The sequence below is a fragment of the Hymenobacter crusticola genome (assembly GCF_002154225.1).
Taxonomy (GTDB): Bacteria; Bacteroidota; Bacteroidia; order Cytophagales; family Hymenobacteraceae; genus Hymenobacter; species Hymenobacter crusticola.
The window spans coordinates 17670-38151 of sequence record NZ_MTSE01000034.1; the positions used below are offsets into that span (position 1 = coordinate 17670).

The 20482-nt window shown below is 44.3% G+C and carries 12 protein-coding genes; 5 read left to right on the forward strand and 7 right to left on the reverse strand.

Going from position 1 to position 20482, the window contains the following annotated elements:
* Nucleotides 1-2 precede the first annotated feature (2 nt).
* Together BXP70_RS26460 and BXP70_RS26465 are read left to right on the forward strand one after the other, a co-directional pair.
* Nucleotides 3-371, forward strand: a complete 369-nt coding sequence (locus tag BXP70_RS26460) for a hypothetical protein (protein WP_086597139.1) — start codon at nucleotides 3-5, stop codon at nucleotides 369-371.
* Between the two features lie 255 nt (nucleotides 372-626).
* Nucleotides 627-1178, forward strand: coding sequence for a 2OG-Fe(II) oxygenase (locus BXP70_RS26465; RefSeq protein WP_218779875.1), 552 nt, complete (start codon nucleotides 627-629; stop codon nucleotides 1176-1178).
* A gap of 509 nt (nucleotides 1179-1687) precedes the next feature.
* Here the strand turns inward: BXP70_RS26465 and BXP70_RS26470 are convergent.
* From BXP70_RS26470 to BXP70_RS26490, 5 genes are read right to left on the reverse strand one after another with little or no spacing between them, the layout of a single operon-like run.
* A complete protein-coding gene (locus BXP70_RS26470; protein WP_086597140.1) occupies nucleotides 1688-2095 on the reverse strand; it encodes a M48 metallopeptidase family protein in 408 nt (135 codons plus the stop codon).
* Nucleotides 2088-5015, reverse strand: a complete 2928-nt coding sequence (locus BXP70_RS26475) for a type I restriction endonuclease subunit R (RefSeq protein ID WP_086597141.1) — start codon at nucleotides 5013-5015, stop codon at nucleotides 2088-2090. The genes BXP70_RS26470 and BXP70_RS26475 overlap by 8 nt, the downstream gene beginning before the upstream one ends.
* Before the next feature lie 9 nt (nucleotides 5016-5024).
* The gene (locus BXP70_RS26480) at nucleotides 5025-5849 is read right to left on the reverse strand and encodes a TIGR02391 family protein (RefSeq protein ID WP_086597142.1); all 825 of its coding nucleotides are present in this window, start codon (nucleotides 5847-5849) and stop codon (nucleotides 5025-5027) included.
* A gap of 13 nt (nucleotides 5850-5862) precedes the next feature.
* On the reverse strand, nucleotides 5863-7143 hold the full coding sequence (locus BXP70_RS26485) for a restriction endonuclease subunit S (protein ID WP_086597143.1): 1281 nt from the start codon (nucleotides 7141-7143) through the stop codon (nucleotides 5863-5865).
* The gene (locus BXP70_RS26490; protein WP_086597144.1) at nucleotides 7140-8876 is read right to left on the reverse strand and encodes a type I restriction-modification system subunit M; all 1737 of its coding nucleotides are present in this window, start codon (nucleotides 8874-8876) and stop codon (nucleotides 7140-7142) included. The genes BXP70_RS26485 and BXP70_RS26490 overlap by 4 nt, the downstream gene beginning before the upstream one ends.
* Before the next feature lie 181 nt (nucleotides 8877-9057).
* Here BXP70_RS26490 and BXP70_RS26495 point away from each other — a divergent pair, with 181 nt between their 5' ends.
* Nucleotides 9058-10143: a hypothetical protein gene (locus BXP70_RS26495; RefSeq protein WP_143436705.1), complete on the forward strand. Its 1086-nt coding sequence runs from the start codon at nucleotides 9058-9060 to the stop codon at nucleotides 10141-10143.
* Nucleotides 10144-10275: 132 nt separating this feature from the next.
* On the forward strand, nucleotides 10276-11319 hold the full coding sequence (locus tag BXP70_RS26500) for a hypothetical protein (protein WP_143436706.1): 1044 nt from the start codon (nucleotides 10276-10278) through the stop codon (nucleotides 11317-11319).
* A 1196-nt stretch (nucleotides 11320-12515) separates the two neighbouring features.
* On the opposite strand, the gene BXP70_RS29710 is transcribed toward BXP70_RS26500, so the two are convergent.
* Together BXP70_RS29710 and BXP70_RS26510 are read right to left on the reverse strand one after the other, a co-directional pair.
* The gene (locus tag BXP70_RS29710) at nucleotides 12516-13235 is read right to left on the reverse strand and encodes a hypothetical protein (protein WP_143436707.1); all 720 of its coding nucleotides are present in this window, start codon (nucleotides 13233-13235) and stop codon (nucleotides 12516-12518) included.
* Nucleotides 13222-16206: an HsdM family class I SAM-dependent methyltransferase gene (locus tag BXP70_RS26510; protein ID WP_086597148.1), complete on the reverse strand. Its 2985-nt coding sequence runs from the start codon at nucleotides 16204-16206 to the stop codon at nucleotides 13222-13224. The genes BXP70_RS29710 and BXP70_RS26510 overlap by 14 nt, the downstream gene beginning before the upstream one ends.
* 731 nt (nucleotides 16207-16937) lie before the next feature.
* On the opposite strand from BXP70_RS26510, the gene BXP70_RS29715 reads away from it, so the two are divergent.
* Nucleotides 16938-19769, forward strand: a complete 2832-nt coding sequence (locus BXP70_RS29715) for a P-loop NTPase (protein WP_143436708.1) — start codon at nucleotides 16938-16940, stop codon at nucleotides 19767-19769.
* Nucleotides 19770-20482 lie beyond the last annotated feature (713 nt).

A 20482-nucleotide genomic window follows, 5' to 3' on the forward strand; every position in this document is an offset into this window, starting at 1 on the left:
TCATGAAAAAAATAGGCTTTACAGGGCACTTTAATGTAATAGATTTCTCTTTTTCACATAAGATTTTACTTATTAGAAACACAGAGATAGTAAACGAAGGGCCTTTTAACACGGATCTGTTGTTCCAGTCTACCTATTATCTAGAAATACCCACGAGATTTAATGGCATTACTATAGAACGAGGTACTCTGCAAGATTGCGATTATTTAAAAAGCAAATGCACTTCAGACTCTATTATCAATATTGATCCTGCACGTATATATATTCTTCATTCAGAAGAAAAAAAATATTATATAGGTGCTTGGAAATTACAAATTATTACAAATACCTACGATGCTGGGGAGACTAGTATTGGTTTAAAGAGAATTTAATAGCACTCGATCACATACTCGTTTCTGTGTTATACAAGTTTAATTTTATTACGATTAGTAACAAAATTAAACTTGTATTCGCATGTATGCTTGTTCAAAAATCAAAATAACGACACAATTTTATTGTTTAAGTTGTCCGTCAAAAGGCATGTAATCAAACACAGTAAATAATATACATCTATATTATTAATTTAATTATTTTTTAAATAATTACACCATCATCCATGCTCTTTAAGAGTATCTTGTCCTCTACAGATGATTTTGCAAAAAATAACTGATTCAATCTTTACCATTGAAGATTTTTTGATTAAATCAGAATGCATAAATTTTATGGTGTTAAGCGAAAGAAATGGTTACGAACCGGCCAAAGTCAATACTCATAGTGGGGCTAAGTTATTAACCCATATCCGCAACAATAATCGCTCCTTCTACAAGAATAAAGATGTAGCTCAGAGCTTGTGGCAAAAGGCACGTTCTTTCATTCCTACACAAATTGGTAACAGACAAGCTATTGGCTTGAATGAATTATTTCGCTTTTATCGTTATCAACAAGGCCATCGATTTAACAGACATTTCGATGAGAGTTATATTCGCAACGATACTGAAGCTAGCTGTATGACTTTTATGATTTACTTAAATGATAATTTTCAAGGTGGCGAAACTATTTTTGATAATATTAGTATTCGTCCTAAACAAGGCATGGCATTGCTGTTCTCGCATAATCTTTACCATGCAGGTAGTGAGGTAAACAAAGGCGTTAAATACGTTTTAAGAACTGACGTAATGTACCGTGTGCAAGGAGAATAGTGTCAATTATAAGTAGGTGATATTTATATAAATTGCATAATTTAATTTACCATTATTCGTAATAAATTAATAATTTTGATAATTACAAGTTCTTTTAGTTTTATTCAAATAAAGTAGGTGGTATATCTAAGTGTAAAACTTTACAACCGGTTTGATAATTATTTGGCAAATTCTACAACAGCCACTGTCTTTTTCAACAATATGTTGACCGTTTTTGCCTGATTCACTAGTTTAGTCGACCTCCTTATAATGAACAACTCACCGTACTAAAAACAGGGCTGTATAGGTAGATAAATGAGATTAAAAAGAGTTTATAAAACTTATTCAGTAATCAACGTTCAGATTATCTCACTTGTAAATGAATATTGCATACTACTTTTTCCTATGTTGAACAGGATGCTATTATCCACAAAATAGCATAACTGGTGATTGAGAGTGACAAGAGTACAATGACTTTAATAAGATTATATGTATGCCGCGCAGCAGTTAAAATCACTAATTATATATTTCTAAAATAACTTTCGTGACGACACATACTTATGTGATTTAACGGCTCGATAAGTATTACTGGCATGTTGTTGTAGCTCCTGCTCCCAAGTTTTCCAATTAGGCAAATAGGCACTCAGAAAAGCTTTAAATACACGTCCATGACCTGATTTTGGGCACAGCAGGTGCACCAACTCATGAACAATCACAAACTCGCCTAAGTGACGAGGCACCTTCAATAAGTTAGCATCCAATGTGAGACGACCAACAGTAGAAATGCTGGCCCATTTGTGCCGCATAGGCCGAACGGTCAGACGTCGCAGCGTTACGCCTAAGCGAGCCGCCCAATGGCGGGCGGCCCATTTCAGGTCATCAACGTCTCGCCAAGGCTGCTCAAGAGAAACTATTGACGTAAACGCAACTTCAGTCATTCTCAACGGAGTAAGTAGCTGTTTGAAAGGTCTCTGAGGTCAGCACTGGCACTCGCTTCAGCATCAGTAACTTGGTAGTCAACTCTATCATCTTGCCGGCGCCTATCAGCGGTAATAAGGCCTTATATAAGGCTGAACGCAGATTGCTAGTTTGCTGGCTGTCCCAGCCAGCGTGTGGATACTGCCGAAATAACGCATCTAGTGCCAGCGCTTGAGCAGGTAACACAGTAGGCAACATGGTGCGCACGGCGCCGAAGATAGCATACTGGTTGCCATCCAGACCTAGGTTCTTCTGCTCTTCACTGCCGTTCACTTTTTCCTGCGTCAAGGCCACAAAAGCGGCGAGTACCTCCTGCGTAGTTAGTTGTCTGTCTTCGTAAAGCTGCGCCAAGCTCTCGGCTCGCTCACCTATGCCCACCACAAACGGGTTCTGGTCGCGCTCCGCATCTACGGCCGTGGCCAAGGCTTTGCGCAGGTTCAGCACTTTTATGTGGTCGTCGTCCTCACTGTCTTTTAACAAAGCTAGCTCATTGGGGCCCAGTACATGAATCTGGTTGGGTAACTCCAGCGCCGATACGCTGGTGTGCTGCCGGAGTAAAGCCCGAGTTTTAGCGGTCAGGTCCTGATCAACGTAGGGAGTTGAGGCATAAGCATTCCGAATTAACACGTAGAGCATACCCAAGGCCTCATAGTCTTTAAGGTAAGGCCGCAGGAAGGCGTCAGGCGACAGGATTTCGTACAGACTGCTCAGCTGGCGATAATACCGGAAGAACTCCTTGCGCACTTCCTTGTCAGCGAAGGCAGTGATGGCACGCTCCTTATCCTTGTCGTTCCAGCCACGGGCGTGTACTAGGTAGTTCGCGCCGGGGTCCGCTAGCTGCCGCCGGAACAAATCTTTAAGCACATCCACGTTCTCAATGACGCTGGCTACCACGTCTGAGTCGAAAGCCAGGGCTTTTTCTAGCCGCTCGAAGATGCCGACGAAGTCAATGACCAGACCGCAAGGCTTCTCCTGTCCATCTACCTCATAGGGCCGGTTGACGCGGGCAATGGTCTGGAGCAGCACATGGTCGCGCATGGGCTTATCGAGGTACAGGCAATAGAGCAGCGGCGCATCGAAGCCGGTAAGCAGCTTCTCGGTTACGATGAGAATCTGTGGGTTTTCGTTGCGCCGCAGGAAAGCCTTGCGCACGTCTTTTTCCTGCGGCCCGGTCAGGTAGTACTGCTTCAGCAGCTCGTCGTCGTTGTGGGCTGCCGAAATAACGACCGTGCTGTACTCCGGGGGCAGCAGCTTGTCCAGGCCTTGCTTATAGAACACACAGCCTTCACGGTCGGGCGCCACTAGAAAGGCTTTATACCCTAGGGGCTGCACGTTTTCCTGGAAGTGCTCGGCTACGAAATTAGCAATCTGCGCCACTCGGCCGGGTGCCTTTAGCATTTCCTTCAGGGTCACGGCCCGGCTCAGGATGGCATCGACCTCGGCCTGGTCAGCTACACCTTCGGCTTCTGTCAGGCTCAGAAACTCCTTTTCCAGGGTAGCGCGGTCGACGCGCAGCTCGGAGGGAGCTAGCTGGTAGTGCAGACGCACGGTGGTGCCGTCGGCAATGCTTTCCCCAATGCTGTACTTGTGCAGGTAGCCTTGCTCGTCGTCGGAGCCGAAGACTTTAAACGTGCCCCGGCCGTGAGCCAAGTTATCGACGGGTGTGCCCGTGAAACCCAGGAACGTAGCATTGGGCAGCGCAGCCAGCAGGTAGGTGCCTAGGTCGCCGCCGGTGGTGCGGTGGGCCTCGTCGACGAGCACCACGATGGAGCGGCGCAGGTTCAGGCTGGCCGGAATATCGTCGAACTTATGAATCATGGCCACGATGAGGCCGCGGTTGTCATCGGTTAGCAACTGCTGCATGTCGCGCTTGGTGCGGGCCACGCGGGGATTGTGGAAGCCGGCCGCTTCCAGGTTACCCACCGTCTGGGACTCCAGCTCGTTGCGGTCGAGCAGTAGTAATACGGTCGGCTTTTCGCCGAACAGCGACCTAGCCAGTAGGTGGCGGGCAATGCCGATCATGGTCAGCGTTTTGCCCGAGCCCTGGGTATGCCAGAGCAGGCCACGGTGCCGCTCGGGGTCTTGGGCGCGGGCAACGGCTTTTTCCACGGCCGTGGTCTGGTGTTGGCGCAGCAGTACCTTGGTCAGCACATCTTCTTTTTCCAGGAATAGCACGTATTCGCGCAGCACCCGCAGCACCCGCTCAGGGGCGAAAAAGCCGCGCACCTTCTGCTCGTAGCTGATGGCTTCGGGGGCGTCGTCTTTCCAGTTGTGGATGTTTTTGCGGGCATGGCTCCAGGTGGCCCCGTACCACAGGGCCAGCAGCTCACTCACGCCGAACACCTGAGGCCACAGCATCATTTCGGGCGTTTCCTGGTGATAGCGGCGCACCTGCGTGATGCCTTCAGCAATACCGTCTTTCTTGGCGGCGTTCTTCAGCTCCGATACGGCCACTGGCAGGCCGTTGATGAGGTACACCACATCGGCGCGGTTGAGGTAGCGGGTGCCCTGGTGCCGCCACTCGGGCGTGACGTGATACAGGTTTTCTGAAGCGTTATCGAAATCAATAACGCGCACGCTCCGCTCACGCTTCTCGGCCGGCACGTACACGCTCCGCTCGCCGCGCATCCAGGAAAGCGCTTCACGGTTGCCTTCCAGCGTGGCCGGCAGCAGGCGCAGGCGGCGCACCACGTCGGCGGCGCGGGCAGCATCGAGCACACCGGGGTTGAGCTTCAGCAGCTGGTCAGTGAGCAGCTTGGTGAAAAACGGCTCGTGCGGACCACCGCGCAATACCTCGGCATCGGCAGCTTCCAGACGGACCCAGCCAATAGCCTGGGCATAGTTGAGCATTGGCTCCTGAACGGCGGACCATTCGGACATAATTAATAACTAAATAGATGAAGAAGTACCCGCAGCGACGGGCGAAATAGTTGGCATAACCGATTGGCCCCGATCCCACATGCGCATCAGGTGACTGGCAAATACCAGCATTTCCCAGGCCTCAGCCGCGTCGATGGACATGTTCTCGTGCGCCTTCGGATTTCTGATGCCGCGTATCGCGCCCGCAAAAAGATTCATGTAGCCATCCTGCACATTATATCCCGAATCAGTAGCTAGGTCACGGTCGGTGAGACGGAGAAGAGGCCCCCGATCCAGAGTACCTTGACTGCTCCGAGTACAACTGAAAGCTTTCCGCATCAGATCATCACCATCGCGCTCTTTGTCACCGTTGCAAACCTTCTTATACGCTTGTTTGACCAGGTTATTGATTTCTTTGAAAGCCGCCTCTACTGCATTGGCGTGGTGACCAGAATCGAAAAGCGATTGTGCGATACTCCGGATCACGTGATGGATAGTTTCCCAGGGCTGCCGCTCTTTTATAATCTGATTACTTAATACATAGCTTAAATAAGCTTCTTCAAGAGTTGGTATATCATTGAAACAAATGTCCTTGATGTCTTGACTGCATGCTCCTGGGTCTCCTTTTCTTAGATGTACTCCAAGCCAACGAGAGTGCCTTATCAACGACTCCTGCTTCTTAATACTTTCGGGCAGTGCTTTAAGTATTCTTGGCAGCATCATATCGAAAGGTTTGAATGAAGTCATCAAATCCTCTGACTTATATTCTCTATCAAAGTTGCTTTTAAGCTCCATTGCCAGCAGGTGCAACTGCTTTATATCACGATAGATAGTATCTTCTCTTAATGAATGCATGATTAAGTAAAAGCTAATTTTCTTCTTTGCTAAGTGCACGAGTTCGCATCCTTCCGCTTAGCAGCTCTTCCAGCAAGGCCCGAAACAGCTCCTCTAGTCGCGCCACTTCCGTGGCCAGGGCACCTAGCTTTTCATCCACAGCACCGAGCACCGCCGCGATACGCTGCTGCTCAGGGAGAGGAGGAATAAGCATTGGGATACTGTTCAAAATAGATGTATTGAGATTGGGCATAACTGTACCAACTGCATTCTTCCGCAAATAATCTTGTGCTACTCGCATACCAAGCCATACTGATACATAGTAGTTATCAATCTCTGGGTTTTGTATTCGCAACAGTAAACATCCGGTGCCACAGAGCCCACCACTAAAGTCAGGGGTGATGTATGCATAATGGCTAAAATCACCCCGGCGGCTGATGAGAATGTCGCCTTCTTTCAAGAAGTGCTTAGTCAGTTCCTTCGCCTTTTCCTGGCTAATGCGTGGGACTGACTTCTTGTTAATTGTGTTGGCACCTAGGTGCGTTGGATTTAGTACAGGGATACCTTCTGGTAAATAATCATAGGCGTGTAGCTGACTTCCAAAAGGTCCGGTTTGAATCTTACCGCCTCCTTCAAACACTTTCTTCAGAGTAGTTACTTCCCACCCCATCGGCACCTCGCCGATTTCCGTTTCACGAGTTTCGCCGCCGCGGGTGCTGCGGGTAAAGAGGTGTTCCAGCAGGGCCGCTTTGTATTCCTGTTCCAGCTGCTGCTCCCGGCGCCGGGCCGCCAGCGCCGCCTGCACCGAACCTAGGACTTCGGCAATGGCCCGCTGCTCGGGGAGTGGAGGAAGAATGATAGAGATTACCTTGAAATTGGATTTTGTAATCTCTTTAAATATTGCTCCATGTGCCCGTTCAATAAATATCTCTTTATTATGAGCCATCCAGTGAGCTAAGAATTCATTAAAGACGAATTCAGAATCACAGATTACATTGATGAAGCCTTGGTTAGTTGCCATTGGCACCGTATTAATGGCAACTTCTCCAATGGTGGCTCTACTGGTTAACATTACCGTTCCTACAGGCTGCAATCTTGCGGAGGAGTTCTTTAACCCAATCTCTGAAATTGTACGCTGAGTCGAAGTGACAAAAAGAGAATTGCTCTTTGTCACCTCATTGGGTGTAAGCCATGGGATTCCTCCATTCCAATAATTCTCATCCTTAGTTGAGGGTGTACCACCTCCACTTAGCTGGCCAATTTCTCCTAGCTTCACCTTTCTCCATCCTTCTGGCAATTCCATTGCTTCACTCATACCGTCTCCCCTCCTTCCAAATTTAATCCCGCCAGCAGCTCCTGCAAGCGAGCGTCGGCGGCTTCGCGGGCGTCGGCCGCGGCTTGCAGCTCCTGCCGGATGAGGACTAGGGAGCGGTGAGTAGCCCGGTCGCCGGTTTCTACAAACTGGGAGGGCGAGAGGTTGTAGTCGGCGGCCTGCACCTCGGCCAGGGTGAGGCGGCGGGCTAGCTTGGGCACGTCTTCGTAGGCCGTGAGAGCGGCGGCCAGGGCCTGGCGGCCGTCCAGGGTCAGCTCGTTCTTGGGCTTGCGCTTCACGAAGTGCTGGCTGGCGTTGAGCAGCAGAACCTGCTCGCGGCGCTCCTGGGGCTTATCTTTGCGCAGCAACAGCACAATGCCGGGGGCGGTGGTGTTGTAGAACAGATTTTCGGGCAGCAGCACCACGGCCTCCACCAGGTCCTCGTCTACGAGGGCTTTGCGCACGTCCCGCTCTCGGGAGCTGCCGCCTGAGCCGCTGCCGCGGCTCACGGCGCCGGTATCGAGCACCACGGCGGCGCGGCCACCGGGCTTGAGCGAGGCCACAATGTGCTGCACCCAAGCCCAGTCGGCGGAGGCGGAGGGCGGGGCGCCGTGGGGGAAGCGGCCCCAGCTATCGGTCTCAAACAGCGAGTCGGGAAAGTTCTTCTGGTTCCACATGGGGTTAGCCACCACCCGGTCAAACTGCATAAGCCCGGCTCCGGCCGCCCCGAAGCCGGGCCGGCGCATGGTGTCGCCCGTCACGATGCGGGCGCCGGTGAAGTCGTGCAGGAGCATGTTCATGCGGGCAATGGCGTAGGTCACGGGGTTCAGCTCCTGCCCAAACAGCTGTGGCCCTTCGGCGCGGCGCGCGGCGTTGCGACGCTCGAAGCTCAACCTGGCTTTGATGAGCAAACCGCCCGAGCCGCAGGTGGGATCGTAAACAGTCGCGCGGGCCGGCACTTCCAGCAGCTCGGCCAGCAGTAAGCCCACTTCGGCGGGGGTGTAAAACTCGCCCGCGCTCTGCCCCTGCCCTTCCGCAAACTTGCGCAGCAGGTACTCGTAGGCCTGGCCCAGCACGTCGGGGGCAGTATCCTGCAACCCTAGTCGGTGCCGGCTGATTACTTCCACCAGAGTAGCGAGGCGCTCGTCGTCGAGGGTGCGCTGCCCTGCCTGGGTTTCAGCGAAGTCCTTCACGTCAAGCACCCCGTGCAAATCAGGGTTGAGGCGGCTCACCTCACGCAGGCAGGTAGTCAGGAACTCGCCTAGGGTGCGGTGGCCTTCCTGTTCGGTGTCAGGCGTGAAGTTGCGCACGGCGTGCCAGCCATAGGTCTCCGGCACCACGAAGCGCACGATAGGCGGCCGGCCTTCCTTCAGAGCAGCCGCGTGGTCGGCCTGCACGACTTCGCGGGCTAGCTCGGCGCCACCAAACTCATCGGCTTTCTGGCGCAGCTCGTCGTGGTACACGTCGTCGAGGCGCTTGAAGAACACCAGCGGCAGAATGAAGTCTTTGTACTTAGGTGCGTCGGTGGCCCCGCGAATGGCGCAGGCAGCCGCCCATAGCCATGTTTCGAGCTGGGGCACGGTAAGTGGGCCGGGCGGAGGCGCTATGGTAGCCAGGTCCAGAGTGAGGTTGGCAACGTCAGCAGGTTTTGGCGCTTTGCTAGTGGGGCGGCCGCGCTTGGCTTTGGGGCTAGGCGCGTCGGCGGCGGGCAGATCAAAAAGGGTCGGAGAATCCATCAGGAAGCAGGAAAGCTAAGCGGAACAAGCAACGAAAGTACGGCAACATAGGCTAGGGTATACTATGGCTCGGCAGGAAAAGCGGGGACCTAGGCAGGGCAAAATCTAGTGCTGGCACGGATGCGGACGAGGGAGAGAGAGGCTAGCTTGCCTCAAATAAACAGATATAAGCAAAGCTCCTATGTTTATAACATTATCATCTTCTAACCCATATTGCAAGCGTCTACTGTCTATAATTTTATTGGTGCTGGTAGTAAGCACCGTTTATGCACAACGCTTCAGTAGCTATAGCAGCCAAGTGCAGAAGTCACTTGTTCCCCGTGGACTAATTGACTCTACTGAAGCTGATAAGACTACGGCTAAAGACGAACAAAACATGCTTGCACGGGTACAGCAAGCCCCTGGTGTTAAAAGAAACTATACAAGTTGGGCATTTGGTCATCATGAATGGAAGGCCGGCGTGTTGGCAGATGGTGATTTCAGCAAAGCTCTGCGAGAAACCAGTGGTGCTGCGCCCAAAGGTGGTTCCTTAGGCTTCAATGCCGAGCGCCGCAAGAGCGTAGCTTACGGCTATACTTATCACACGACGGGCAAAGACGCTAAGGACGCGCCTATTCCCAAGGAGTACAGGACTGATACCGTTCGTGTTGTTCGCACTCACATCAGTCTGAACCTATTGGCAACGTTGGGGACGCAAGGGGATACTCTTAGCGTTCAACCTGATTCTGCACAAGCAAGCCGACCACTTAACCAAGAATTATTTGGTCAATCCTTGCTCTTACCCGGAAGTAACGTCCGGTCCCTGCGCTCTATTACTGCTTCACTGCAATGGTATCCCCGATTTTATGGCATGGGCGAGGGTTCTAATTTAGGGTTCAATGCTTTCCTCAACGTTTCTCAAAACCGTTGGCGCTATGCCAAGCAGCACGCGGAAGTATTATTATTAGCCTTCAGTGCGGGCCCTCAGTATACGGTTTTCGATATCCCAGCCGCCACTACCGATGATAATACCCTCCGGTTATTAGTTTATGCAAACTATAACCTACGCCGTATCCAGGGCGACATTCGCGAGTCTCCCTCTATTTTAAATCAAGCATTGGGAACCAGCCAAACTTCTTTTCATGGGTTAGATCTAGGGCTAATCTTCACAGTCAACTCTCTGCGACTGACCGCTAACTTTCCCTATTTCGGCGGTAATATCCGGGGCTTTTCCAATGGGCAGTTTGTCGTGGGACTAGGCTTTTCCAATGCCTTTCGGGCAAACTGAAACTATTGGATTCTGCCCATCTGCTTTGAATAAGCAGTCCACAGTCATCAGCTACTCCTATTCTATCCCTATCTATTTACATCTGTGCTGACTTTTCCACTAATCCGCTTGTGTTTCATCTTACTTAGTTGCTTGGTTTACTTACCTGCCCCTGCCCAGAAATTTAGAGTGGGTATCACAGCGGAAGAAAGCGAGTTAGTAGTCCGTCGTGCCGCTAATGCAGAGCTACTCACCCGTTCCCTCAACTATGCCGACCTGAGCTATGCCTGTCCTCCATTTCTGGACCTAGGTGCACCTAAAGCGCCGTATATTCTCTCCGCCGATGTGATTCCGCAGTTTGCCATTGGCGGCAAATGGTTGCCAGTCGCTATTCATCTAACGCCCCGCTTTAAGGCTCGCATCTTTCGGAATAATGAGTTAATTGGCGACTCTTCCCTTCCAGTACGCACCCCTAGCTACATGCCTGGCGCTACTATCTACTTCAAATCAGATAAGCTAAATAAACCTGATGCGTACTTGTACAAATTTGCCAGCCTATCTCTATTCCATCATTCCAATGGACAAGATGGCAATTCGCTCAGACCAGATGGCACCTATAATCAATACGATGGCAGTTTTTCTACTAACTACTTAGAAGGGGCAGTATACGTGTCTCGTAAGTTCGGTTACAGCGACGGCAATGACGTTAATTTCACCTGCGACAATGGCGCCAAGACCCACTATGACGCTTATGGCAGACTAGGCTTCGAAAAGCACTTCTCTAGTGATCCTAATATGGTTGGTCGCTATGGGCAAAACCGTTTGAATGTCAGAGCCGGTTTGATTCGAAATAAAGTGTACCGCGACAAGTTGATAACGTCCCAGAAAGACACATTGTATTCGGAATGTTACACCCGTGAACGGTACCGAGCGGTACTCACCACTTCTTTTATTACCGACTCCAACTTACCTGATCTGGGTGGCAAAATGAATTCATGGAAACGACGTGTAAATGCCGAGCTTATGATTGCTCGACGTCTTCCAGTTTCCGCTAACGTAGCCATACAAGCTAGCGCCGGGTACTACGGTAGTGACCCGTACAACGCTTATTTTGAAGATTCCTACTTTTTCATTCGAGCAGGTTTAGCATTCGGCTTTTTCACGGCTACTGATTATAGAGATACACCTACGAGGTAAATGTAGGATCTCTCGTCATTCTTACCCAGGTGCGAGCACACAGACAAGGCAGCACAACCTAGGTCATGCTGCCTTGTTTGAATATCAAACGCTACTTAGCAACCTCGGTACTGGTGCTTCGCCCGCGTCAGCTAGGTAATGGCGCACTTCTCCGAAACTGATCCTTAGAACAGCCATTGAGGAAGAAGATCGGTTTGTATCATTTTCTAAATGACCGTGGCTGTTGCAGAAATTTATAAGTTGCTCTGCTTACGCTCACTAAACGTGCTTTCACCTAGAAGACAGGTTGCCCGAGGAACCGTTATAGAAAACGCAAGCACGTCACCTTCTTCTGGACGTGAACGCCCCATACTGCTCTACAAACTCCTTCCCTTCCCATAAGTTCACAGGGTACTGTACATAGTTCCCGTACTTGGTGGTGGCCCATCCCGGAAACTGATTAGGCGCGAGGTGCTCATAGCAATAGCCGTGCTCTACTAGGTAACGAGCCGTTGCCCATTGGTCCTCCTCACGTTGTTTAGGCGGCCGAAAGCGGTTAGGTAACACCACCAGTTCTGCTGTGCAGTTCGTACACCGTAGAGGATCCGTAGCGCCATCAGGCACATTAACCGCTTTGCGGCAAGCGAAGCACACGTGTTTAGCGCCCATACACAAAAGTAACCCTCGTGGTTGTTGCAGAACTATCAGGCCTTCTTAATGATCAGTTGGTTTGCCTCAACAGGCTTGATAAAAGAACAGCATAGGAAGGTTTACAGTCTATTCTAGCCAATCAAAGCACCGCTTGCCTTCACAGTACCGAGTTCTGCAACAGCCACACTCCTTTTACTATACAACTTACGAAACTCAAAGAAGGGTGGTAAGAGTGGGTAAATAGGCCGAAAAACGGTTCATAAAAGTTGTTCAGCTAGCTGAGTACAGGCTCCTTTGTGGTGAACGAGAAAGTTATACTCTCCTTTTAAATAGAAGCTATAGAATGTACTGTTTTCTTTTAATACACTGTTTAAATGACTTGTTACTTCTAGTTTTATCAGTAACTCTATTCTTTATTGTTAAAACTTGAAGTTTGTCCTTACCAGAAAACTACAAAGTGCTGCTAAAACAAGCTTAATTACTAGCTGTTACGAAAACACAAATAAGTATCTAAATGTAATTGATGCGAATGTCTATTAATTTTCCATTAATAAAAAATAATAAAATTACGACGAGGGAGAAGATATATTGATAAAATAATGTAGTAAATTAATACTAGTGCCATCTTTCCTGAGGCTTGTTGATTCAAATTTACATAATCTATCCGGAGATATTTCTGATAATATAAATAACTTATCATTAGTGTTCCAGATAGAAGCACTAGTTTTATTAGATTGAATAAGTTCGTCTATCCATGCATTAATTTGATTATGCCAAAATATAAAATTATTTTTATGCACGTATGCTATAATTGCACTTTCATTAAGTCCAATGCCATGTAAGTTGAGCTTATACCGTTCAATACCACCACTAGGCTTCTTTGAATTAGAACCAATTACATATTCCTTTTCACGAGATTTACTAGGTGGGGGCAACCGCTTTGCTTCTATAGTATAGAACGGACTGCGATTGAAATGATGCATAAAAACTCCAAAATCAGCCCTTCTTGCATGCCCTTTTGTAGGTTTTTGCGACACTTCTTTGCAAAATATAAAACTTTCTGATTTAGACAAAGCAGAAAAAAAATTTATAACAAATTGGCTAATTTCTTCTTCAGAATCATTCATTTCGTTGACATAAAAGTTCTGAAATTCTAAAAGCGTATCTTGCATAAATTTAATTAAGCTATTGAGTATTGTTCCTTTAGGAATTGATGGGCTAGGAGCCATATTTCCAAAATTAGAATTTGGATATGAATTGCTAATCATCGACTTAATATCCAGCATTAAATAAATCAACTATAACTTCATCAGCATCTTTGACTGCGGTAGATCTCAACCAGTATTTTTTTTCTAATGGTTTTATCAAATATATATCATTACCATCATAGAACTTGATAATTTTTGAAAAAGCTGAGCGTTGGCCTTTGTCCATCATCAAATTAATGTGTTGAAAATTTAATTGGTTGTCAATATGTTTATTTGTTTTTTTTCCAGGTTTGTAACTAAACCTAACTAACGCATTAATATCGCTTGTATAACTTGATATCATTTGATATGACATATGGTCATCTGCTTTATGAAACAATTTGTTCAAAACATTGCAAAATACCTCGGCAAATGAATTTAGATCATCTTGGCTGATGCACTTGAGTATTTGATTCTCCTTGTCTTTAGAAAGATAATCTAGCCAATATACCATAGTATCATTGATGATAATATTATCGATGTAAGACAAAACTAGTTCATTCTCACTATTTGGAAAAGGAATATGTAATAGATCTTTTTGTAGAATAGTTTTTGTTGAGCGACTAATACCGCTTCGCGCACTAGTAGCCAATATACAAAATCTGTAAAAATTATTATTTTTTATTCTATTGTACAAAATTCGCAACAGATTTTTATCCGGACAATGAATTCCCATTACTTCCTTAGTGTAAGAAAAATCAATATTCTCACTTAAGTACATTGGTATTGAATTTTGTCCAATATTTTTTTTAATTAGTAACAATGGATGTTTAAATTGTTTCGGGTTCCCTGTTCTATAAAAGTATTTATAATTCTGTTGTTTTATATTTTTTATTCCTTCTTCAGTAAAGGAGGACACATCGAATGTCATGGATTCGCTAATAGCCTCAGATGCCTTGTACTGGCCTGAAGTTAACTCTTCGTTTGTCACCTCCATATCAGGCTTCCTTTTAGTGTAGCCTTCACCATATACTAAACCTTCTGGCTTTTTACTGTCTAAAAATTCTTTTAAAGTAGGTAATGATTTAATTCTTTCAAGTAAAGACAAAAGTCTGCCCCCTCCTAATAAATTAGACTTCCAAACAGTAGTGTTAGTAGCTGCATCATGAATACTAATAGGGTGGATGTCGTAATGATCAAATTCAAAGTAGTGACGTTGCCGTATTGTTTTTAATTTTTTGGCAACAATATGCATAGTCTTATTGAATTTAATTTTGCTATTGCGTATGAAAAATGCAGCTACAGCAACATTTTTTTCATTACCCTTATTCTTGAATAAAGAATTGCTCAGGTAAGTAAAATCAATGATCTGAGGAATGTTATAATTATTAAATAGGTATTCCCTAAACTCATTAGCTATTTTAGAATTATTGTATAACAAAGGCCCTGCAGGAAGAACAAAGCATAATATTCCAGAATTATTATTTATAATACTAGCTGCAATTAAAGTAAACAAAAGCGCACTTTGATTATTTGGAAAATTTATTTTATCTTCTAAATTACTTGATAACAAGTGTTTTTTAAATAATTTGCCAGTGTATTCAATAAAAGGAGGGTTACCGATAATCAAATCGAATTGTTTTGATTTATTATTGCCGCCCCAAGAGTAAAAATCACTGCAGATAATGTTGTTTCGCAAATCGTTAAATTTCAAATCTTCCCAAATTACTTTTGGGGATAACATATCACATAAACTTAGACTAAGGCTGAATGTAGCCAAGTCTACAGCTTCAGAAGATATATCTATTCCATAAATACTATTTATAAGCAATTCTTGCAAATGAGACAAGTGTTCTCTACTAGGTTTAATCCAATTGTTAGTTTCTTTAAACTTAGATACACGCCACCAATCTACAAGACGCTTGAATGCAGATACTAAGAATATACCAGAACCGCAAGCTGGATCAAGTATTTTGAGGCTTTGCTTAGGCTCGTTCATTGGCATACACTCATCAACTAGAAGGTTAACAAGATATGAAGGCGTGTATGCTACTCCTTCAGACTTATCTGCTTCTAGCATTTCTTCATATATGCTACTGATTAATTCGACTGGCAAGTAATTAAAGGAATATAGTTTCCATAAAACGTATTGATTGTTATCGAGTTCTGCAGACAGAAAATTAATTAGAGGAGACAAATTCACTCTTTTTACATCATCTCTATACTCATTTAGTATATTAAAAATATTTCCACTAAAATGATTAGTCAAGAAGTCAAAAACATTTAGTATATAAGTATTGTTCTTGTCCAGTCCGTTTCTTATTACATCAACAAAGCTTTCTGAAAAACCAAATTCTGGTTTGTTGAATATGTCTTTTGAAAAAACTCTTGTTTCGTATCCATTCCTATCGATATCAATACGTTCCTCTAAATACTTAACCAATATACTCAGAACAAGAAGTTTGTTAGCTAATTTCTTATCAAGAGTTATATCTCTAAGAAATAACTTGCGCGCATTTCTTAACTCAGTAATAAGCTTTTCATATGCTGTATTATTATAACTAAATTCATCTCCATGGTTTTCCCAGAAAGAACCATCAATAAATCTTTTTCCTGAATACTCGTAATATTTCTCTTTTGCCTCACCAATAATTTTTAATACATCAAATGGCTGAAGAGTTATGATACCTTGTTTATTTATTTCAACTGGTTTAGATGAGTTAAAAATTTTTATTTCTGAATTATATATGATAAAATATATTCTTACATCGGTGCTACTCCATACGTTTTTATGAAGTTCTATTAAGTCTTTTTCCTCTTTGTGGCTTCTGGTAAAATCGAATATATATACTTGTGCAATAGAGCTTTCGTCTGAGCTTAAGTTATTTCTAAAAAACACTGCATCTGCTCCAATCTTCTTGGCCCGCTCCAATGCAAATCGTTGATAGAAATTGATTGAAATACTAGTAATCTCTAAGTCTGATGTGAGTAGTATATTAGAAGGGTTAGCTTCCAAGCTCATGTCAAGCTGGGAGAGCCCCTTCACGAAGGCACTTTCAAGTTCTCTCATTGTTATGTCACTGCTATACTCAAAAGTAGATTAAAACTAATAAACTTGGCAATTATATTATAAGTATCTGAAAATTAAATACATGCGGCTCCATAGGAATATTTTTGTGCTCTAGTTGTCTTCAATAGGATTAGCTACTTCTGATAGAAAAGAACTATACTTGAATACTAACCTAATAGTTAAAATCATGAGTAACTATCCGGCTCGTCATCAGGGTAAAAATGTTTGCTATGCCTTACTATGTTGTAATAGTCTCCAATGAATTCACTTTTCTTATGATTTCCCGTTTGACGAATATGAATTGCTAAGCATCTCCTCGACAAATTTATAGCTTCAGACTCTAACCGACGTAGCAAAGAAACTGTACGCCTTTCTCGACATACTTGAACAAATGTGCGTGCCTATTGCTCAAGATTTAGCTACTCGCAACCACAAGCTCAATGTCGAATAACTCGCTTTTTAGCTTGATCGTATCATCTTCCTGCGAATTGCTGAAAATCGTGGCGTTGAGCCCGAATGCAACTTCAAGAATATAGCTGCTATCAAATCATAAGAGGGTATTTCCCTATCCTTATTCGATCGTTCTGAGCTGCCTCTGCTCGTTACAACTCTGGTCTTTTCGACTTTGAAAAGGATACGCTTTTTACCCAGGTCTGCTTAGATAATGCTATCTTAAAACCTCTCCTCAAAGGATATTTGCTCAAGATCTAAAATCACACTCGTAGTTATTAATGAAAATATATGAAAAAGCAGCTTTAATTACAGCTGCACGAGTAGCTAAAAAACCGATTGCTTTCCTAGTCGGGTCTCCTATATCTAATGAAAATGGGGTGGGAGTACCCGGTGTAGGGGATATACTCGACTGTGTTCGTGAAGAGATTACTGAATCAGCAAGTAGTGAATTGCCTAAATTTGAAGCAGAAATAGCTGGTAAGCAAGGTAGTGATGCTTATCAAGCTGCTATGACTTGGGTTCAAGGATACTTATTACAAGATGCAGTAAATAGTATAATAGCAAGAGCTGTTTTAAAAGCACGTAACCCTAAAAGTTCAAAGGACTTTTCTGAAGACGGTGTCCCGGAAGACTGGAATATTCCCTCTGGTGTTCATCAATTAGCTTGGCTTGTTTGTCAGAATAGAGACCAGTTCCCCGGACCAGTTATGACTACTAATTTTGATCCGTTGTTATCATTAGCGGTGACTGCTAATGGAGGTAATCCTGTATTAAGAGTTATATTGGCAGATGGTAATCTAACATATAATGTTAAGCAAGCAGGACAGGTTGAAATAATACATTTACATGGATATTGGCGTGGAACAGACACAATGCACACTCCAGGGCAGCTTACAGCACCTCGCCCAAGATTAAAAGAATCGCTGAAATCTATACTGCATAAACATACACTCATCGTTGTTGCGTATGGAGGATGGGACGATATCTTTGCACAAGCATTATCAGAAGCTGTGCAAGACAGTGCGACCGACATAAATGTACTTTGGTGTTTTAGGGGTGACAATTTAGAAGTAGAAAAATATAATAATCCAGCGTTATTTCAGCGTATTAGCCCGCTCCTGATATCTGGTAGATTCAATGCTTATGGGAATATCAACTGCCACACGATTTTTGAAGAAATAAGTGCTGCTTTGCCAAAGAAGATCAATGAGGAAAACAGAAACGATACAGGAATTGAAAAATCTCCTCTGTTAGGCTGGCAGCTACTTACTTCGGCATTCCTTAACAATCTTCCTGCACTTTCTTCAGAAGAAACAATTCGTTACTTCGATGGTGCTATACCATCTTTAAGGCACGCTATATCGAAAGATATTCCTAGACGAGAAAAAGTTAGTGAATTAAGCGCTTTATTTAATGAGGCCGTTTCTGTTAAAGATGCTGCTTCCCTTCAGTTGATTCGAGCTGCAGGGGGTGAAGGCAAAACAACTATTTTGCTTCAAACAGCAGTCGATGCAGTTATGTCTGGTAAATGGAAAGTTGTTTGGCGCAACTCTCCATTGGAAGGCTTACCTTTAGCTGATGTTGAGAAATTAGATAAAACTTTTCAATGGCTTATTGTAGCTGATGACGCCGATAACATTGTAGAGCAAATAGCGAATGCAGTAAAACGACTACATAACATAGGTAGTACTAATGTTCACTTCCTTTTAGCTTCTCGTGACGCAGATTGGCGCAGTGCAAAAGGGGACAGAAAAAGTTGGGAACAATGGCTAATAAAAAGATCTGATTGTTTTTTACGTAGTATTAGCTCAGACGATGCCAAAATAGTAGTAAAAGCGTGGGGCAAGTTTGGACCTGTAGGACTACGTTCACTGGCGTCAACTGGAAAATTGCCCGAAAGAGCACTTAAACTGCTCAATGCTGTTTGGGATGCAGATCGAGACAATGCGGCATGGGGTAGCCCAGGTGACGGATCTTTTTTCGGTGGATTACTTGAAGTTAGATTTGGCCAAGGTGGACTTCGGGCTCATGTTTTGGAGTTCTTAAAACGTTTGCAGGCTATTAGTATTTCAGAGAGTAGCAATGCTAGCACATTGCTTGATGCTCTACTCTATATCTCTGCTTGTCATGGAGTAGGATTACATGGCTTAGATAGTAGAATACTAGCTGATTTAGTTGGTGTACCTCGTGATTGGATCCACAGCCGTGTTGTCAGACTACTAGGTGCTGAAGCTGGAGCAACAGATAGCGGAGGTTATATTTTTACACGGCATAGTAAAGTAGCTGCAGCTATCATTGTCGAAGCAGAAAGATCTTTTGGTGTAGATTTTTCAGAAGTTTGGATGCGTTTGGTTAAGCAGACTGCTGAGGCAAGTCAGGATCCTTACTTTGACAGTAAATCTTACATTCCAATTTTAAATGCTGGACCAAAATTGCAAAATATGTTGCCTTCTGAATTATCAGAAGAACGCAGAAAGATAATTGCAATAGCTGCTGCTAGAGCAGCTGTTACTGCAGAGCCAAACAAAGTACGTGCTATAACTAGTTTAGGTAAAACTTATAGAAATGCACAAGAATTTCAGCTTGCAGTTTCTTTATTCAGAGATAATTATCGTAAAATATCATCTGCTGAGGACTGCAAATTAATCAGGGGCTATGTTTCTGAATGGACTATTTCTGAAAGTGAATCTGGTAAAGAATTACGCCACGTATTAGCAAGCGCATGGTTAGCAGGGCTTTCTCTATCAGATATTTTTAATCCTATTAGTATTACTCCTGATGATATATTGATTATATGTTCTAGTTTTGGTATCATATTCAATAGATTAGAAAAGTATACAGGAGAAATGTGCTATGGTTTTGCTGTGCGAGCTGCTGCTTTCATTGGGAGGCTTGCTAAAGACGACCCTAGAGGTAACGACTATTTTGATCGATACGATCGATTTGCTGACCAGTTAAATGTGCCTTATTTAGATAGCGTTGATGAAGCTATTGATTGGATTCAGAAGGCGTTATATCAAGTGAAGTTAAACTTGCAAGAGCAATTTTTAATTGATATTGCTGATGGTAAGCAGATATCATTTGAAAACTTAAAAGCTGTTTCGGGTTAAAGGAACATGAAATTAAACATCCGGCTGTTGTGAATTTATTTTACCAAACTATTTACAGCAATATTAAACTCAATTGATGTGAAAATATTTTTTTTCGCATTTAATATCTTATCGGTGATTTTTCCAAATTTCATTCTTACTATTTGAAATAGTCGCCAATCATAATACAGGGCTAAGCATTAAAAATCGCATGCCGCTTTTGTAGCGCTTAGAGATGTACTCGGTTAGTAAGTTTAACGCTTATGGATGGTAGTAAAGTGGCTTTGTAAAAAGCAAAGTCACTTTGCTTTTTTTCTAATGTGTAGCCTCCAGTTGTACTATCCTATCTATTGTCTGCTCAGATTAAATTATGTATACTGCTGCTTCAAGTATAGGATATTGCCTCGGATTTTGCCCATAAAACTAATGTACTAAACCAAACTCTTATACTTTGTCATATCGTGCGTATAGGCCGGAAATATTAATACTTACTCTACACCGCAGCTACCAATATGTAGAGCTATACAAGTCAAATAGGTTTTAAATCCAAACCCTGATTGTACCTGTAAAGTAATGTAATAGCAAGCAACACAACATAAACGACCAATCACAATATACTACACCGGTTAGCCAAGCAGATCGGTGAAGGCTGCGATAGAGCTTGTATCCTTACTTAAATGCCCGTTCAAGTAAGGATACACTGGCTAACTAGCGAAGTAATCGTAGCACTAGTC

Bases quoted from the DNA above. Each gene is read 5' to 3' on its own strand.
- BXP70_RS26460 (WP_086597139.1), top strand. From the start codon at position 3: ATGAAAAAAATAGGCTTTACAGGGCACTTTAATGTAATAGATTTCTCT.
- BXP70_RS26465 (WP_218779875.1), top strand. From the start codon at position 627: ATGATTTTGCAAAAAATAACTGATTCAATCTTTACCATTGAAGATTTT.
- BXP70_RS26470 (WP_086597140.1), bottom strand. From the start codon at position 2,095: ATGACTGAAGTTGCGTTTACGTCAATAGTTTCTCTTGAGCAGCCTTGG.
- BXP70_RS26475 (WP_086597141.1), bottom strand. From the start codon at position 5,015: ATGTCCGAATGGTCCGCCGTTCAGGAGCCAATGCTCAACTATGCCCAG.
- BXP70_RS26480 (WP_086597142.1), bottom strand. From the start codon at position 5,849: ATGCATTCATTAAGAGAAGATACTATCTATCGTGATATAAAGCAGTTG.
- BXP70_RS26485 (WP_086597143.1), bottom strand. From the start codon at position 7,143: ATGAGTGAAGCAATGGAATTGCCAGAAGGATGGAGAAAGGTGAAGCTA.
- BXP70_RS26490 (WP_086597144.1), bottom strand. From the start codon at position 8,876: ATGGATTCTCCGACCCTTTTTGATCTGCCCGCCGCCGACGCGCCTAGC.
- BXP70_RS26495 (WP_143436705.1), top strand. From the start codon at position 9,058: ATGTTTATAACATTATCATCTTCTAACCCATATTGCAAGCGTCTACTG.
- BXP70_RS29710 (WP_143436707.1), bottom strand. From the start codon at position 13,235: ATGCTGGATATTAAGTCGATGATTAGCAATTCATATCCAAATTCTAAT.
- BXP70_RS26510 (WP_086597148.1), bottom strand. From the start codon at position 16,206: ATGAGAGAACTTGAAAGTGCCTTCGTGAAGGGGCTCTCCCAGCTTGAC.
- BXP70_RS29715 (WP_143436708.1), top strand. From the start codon at position 16,938: ATGAAAATATATGAAAAAGCAGCTTTAATTACAGCTGCACGAGTAGCT.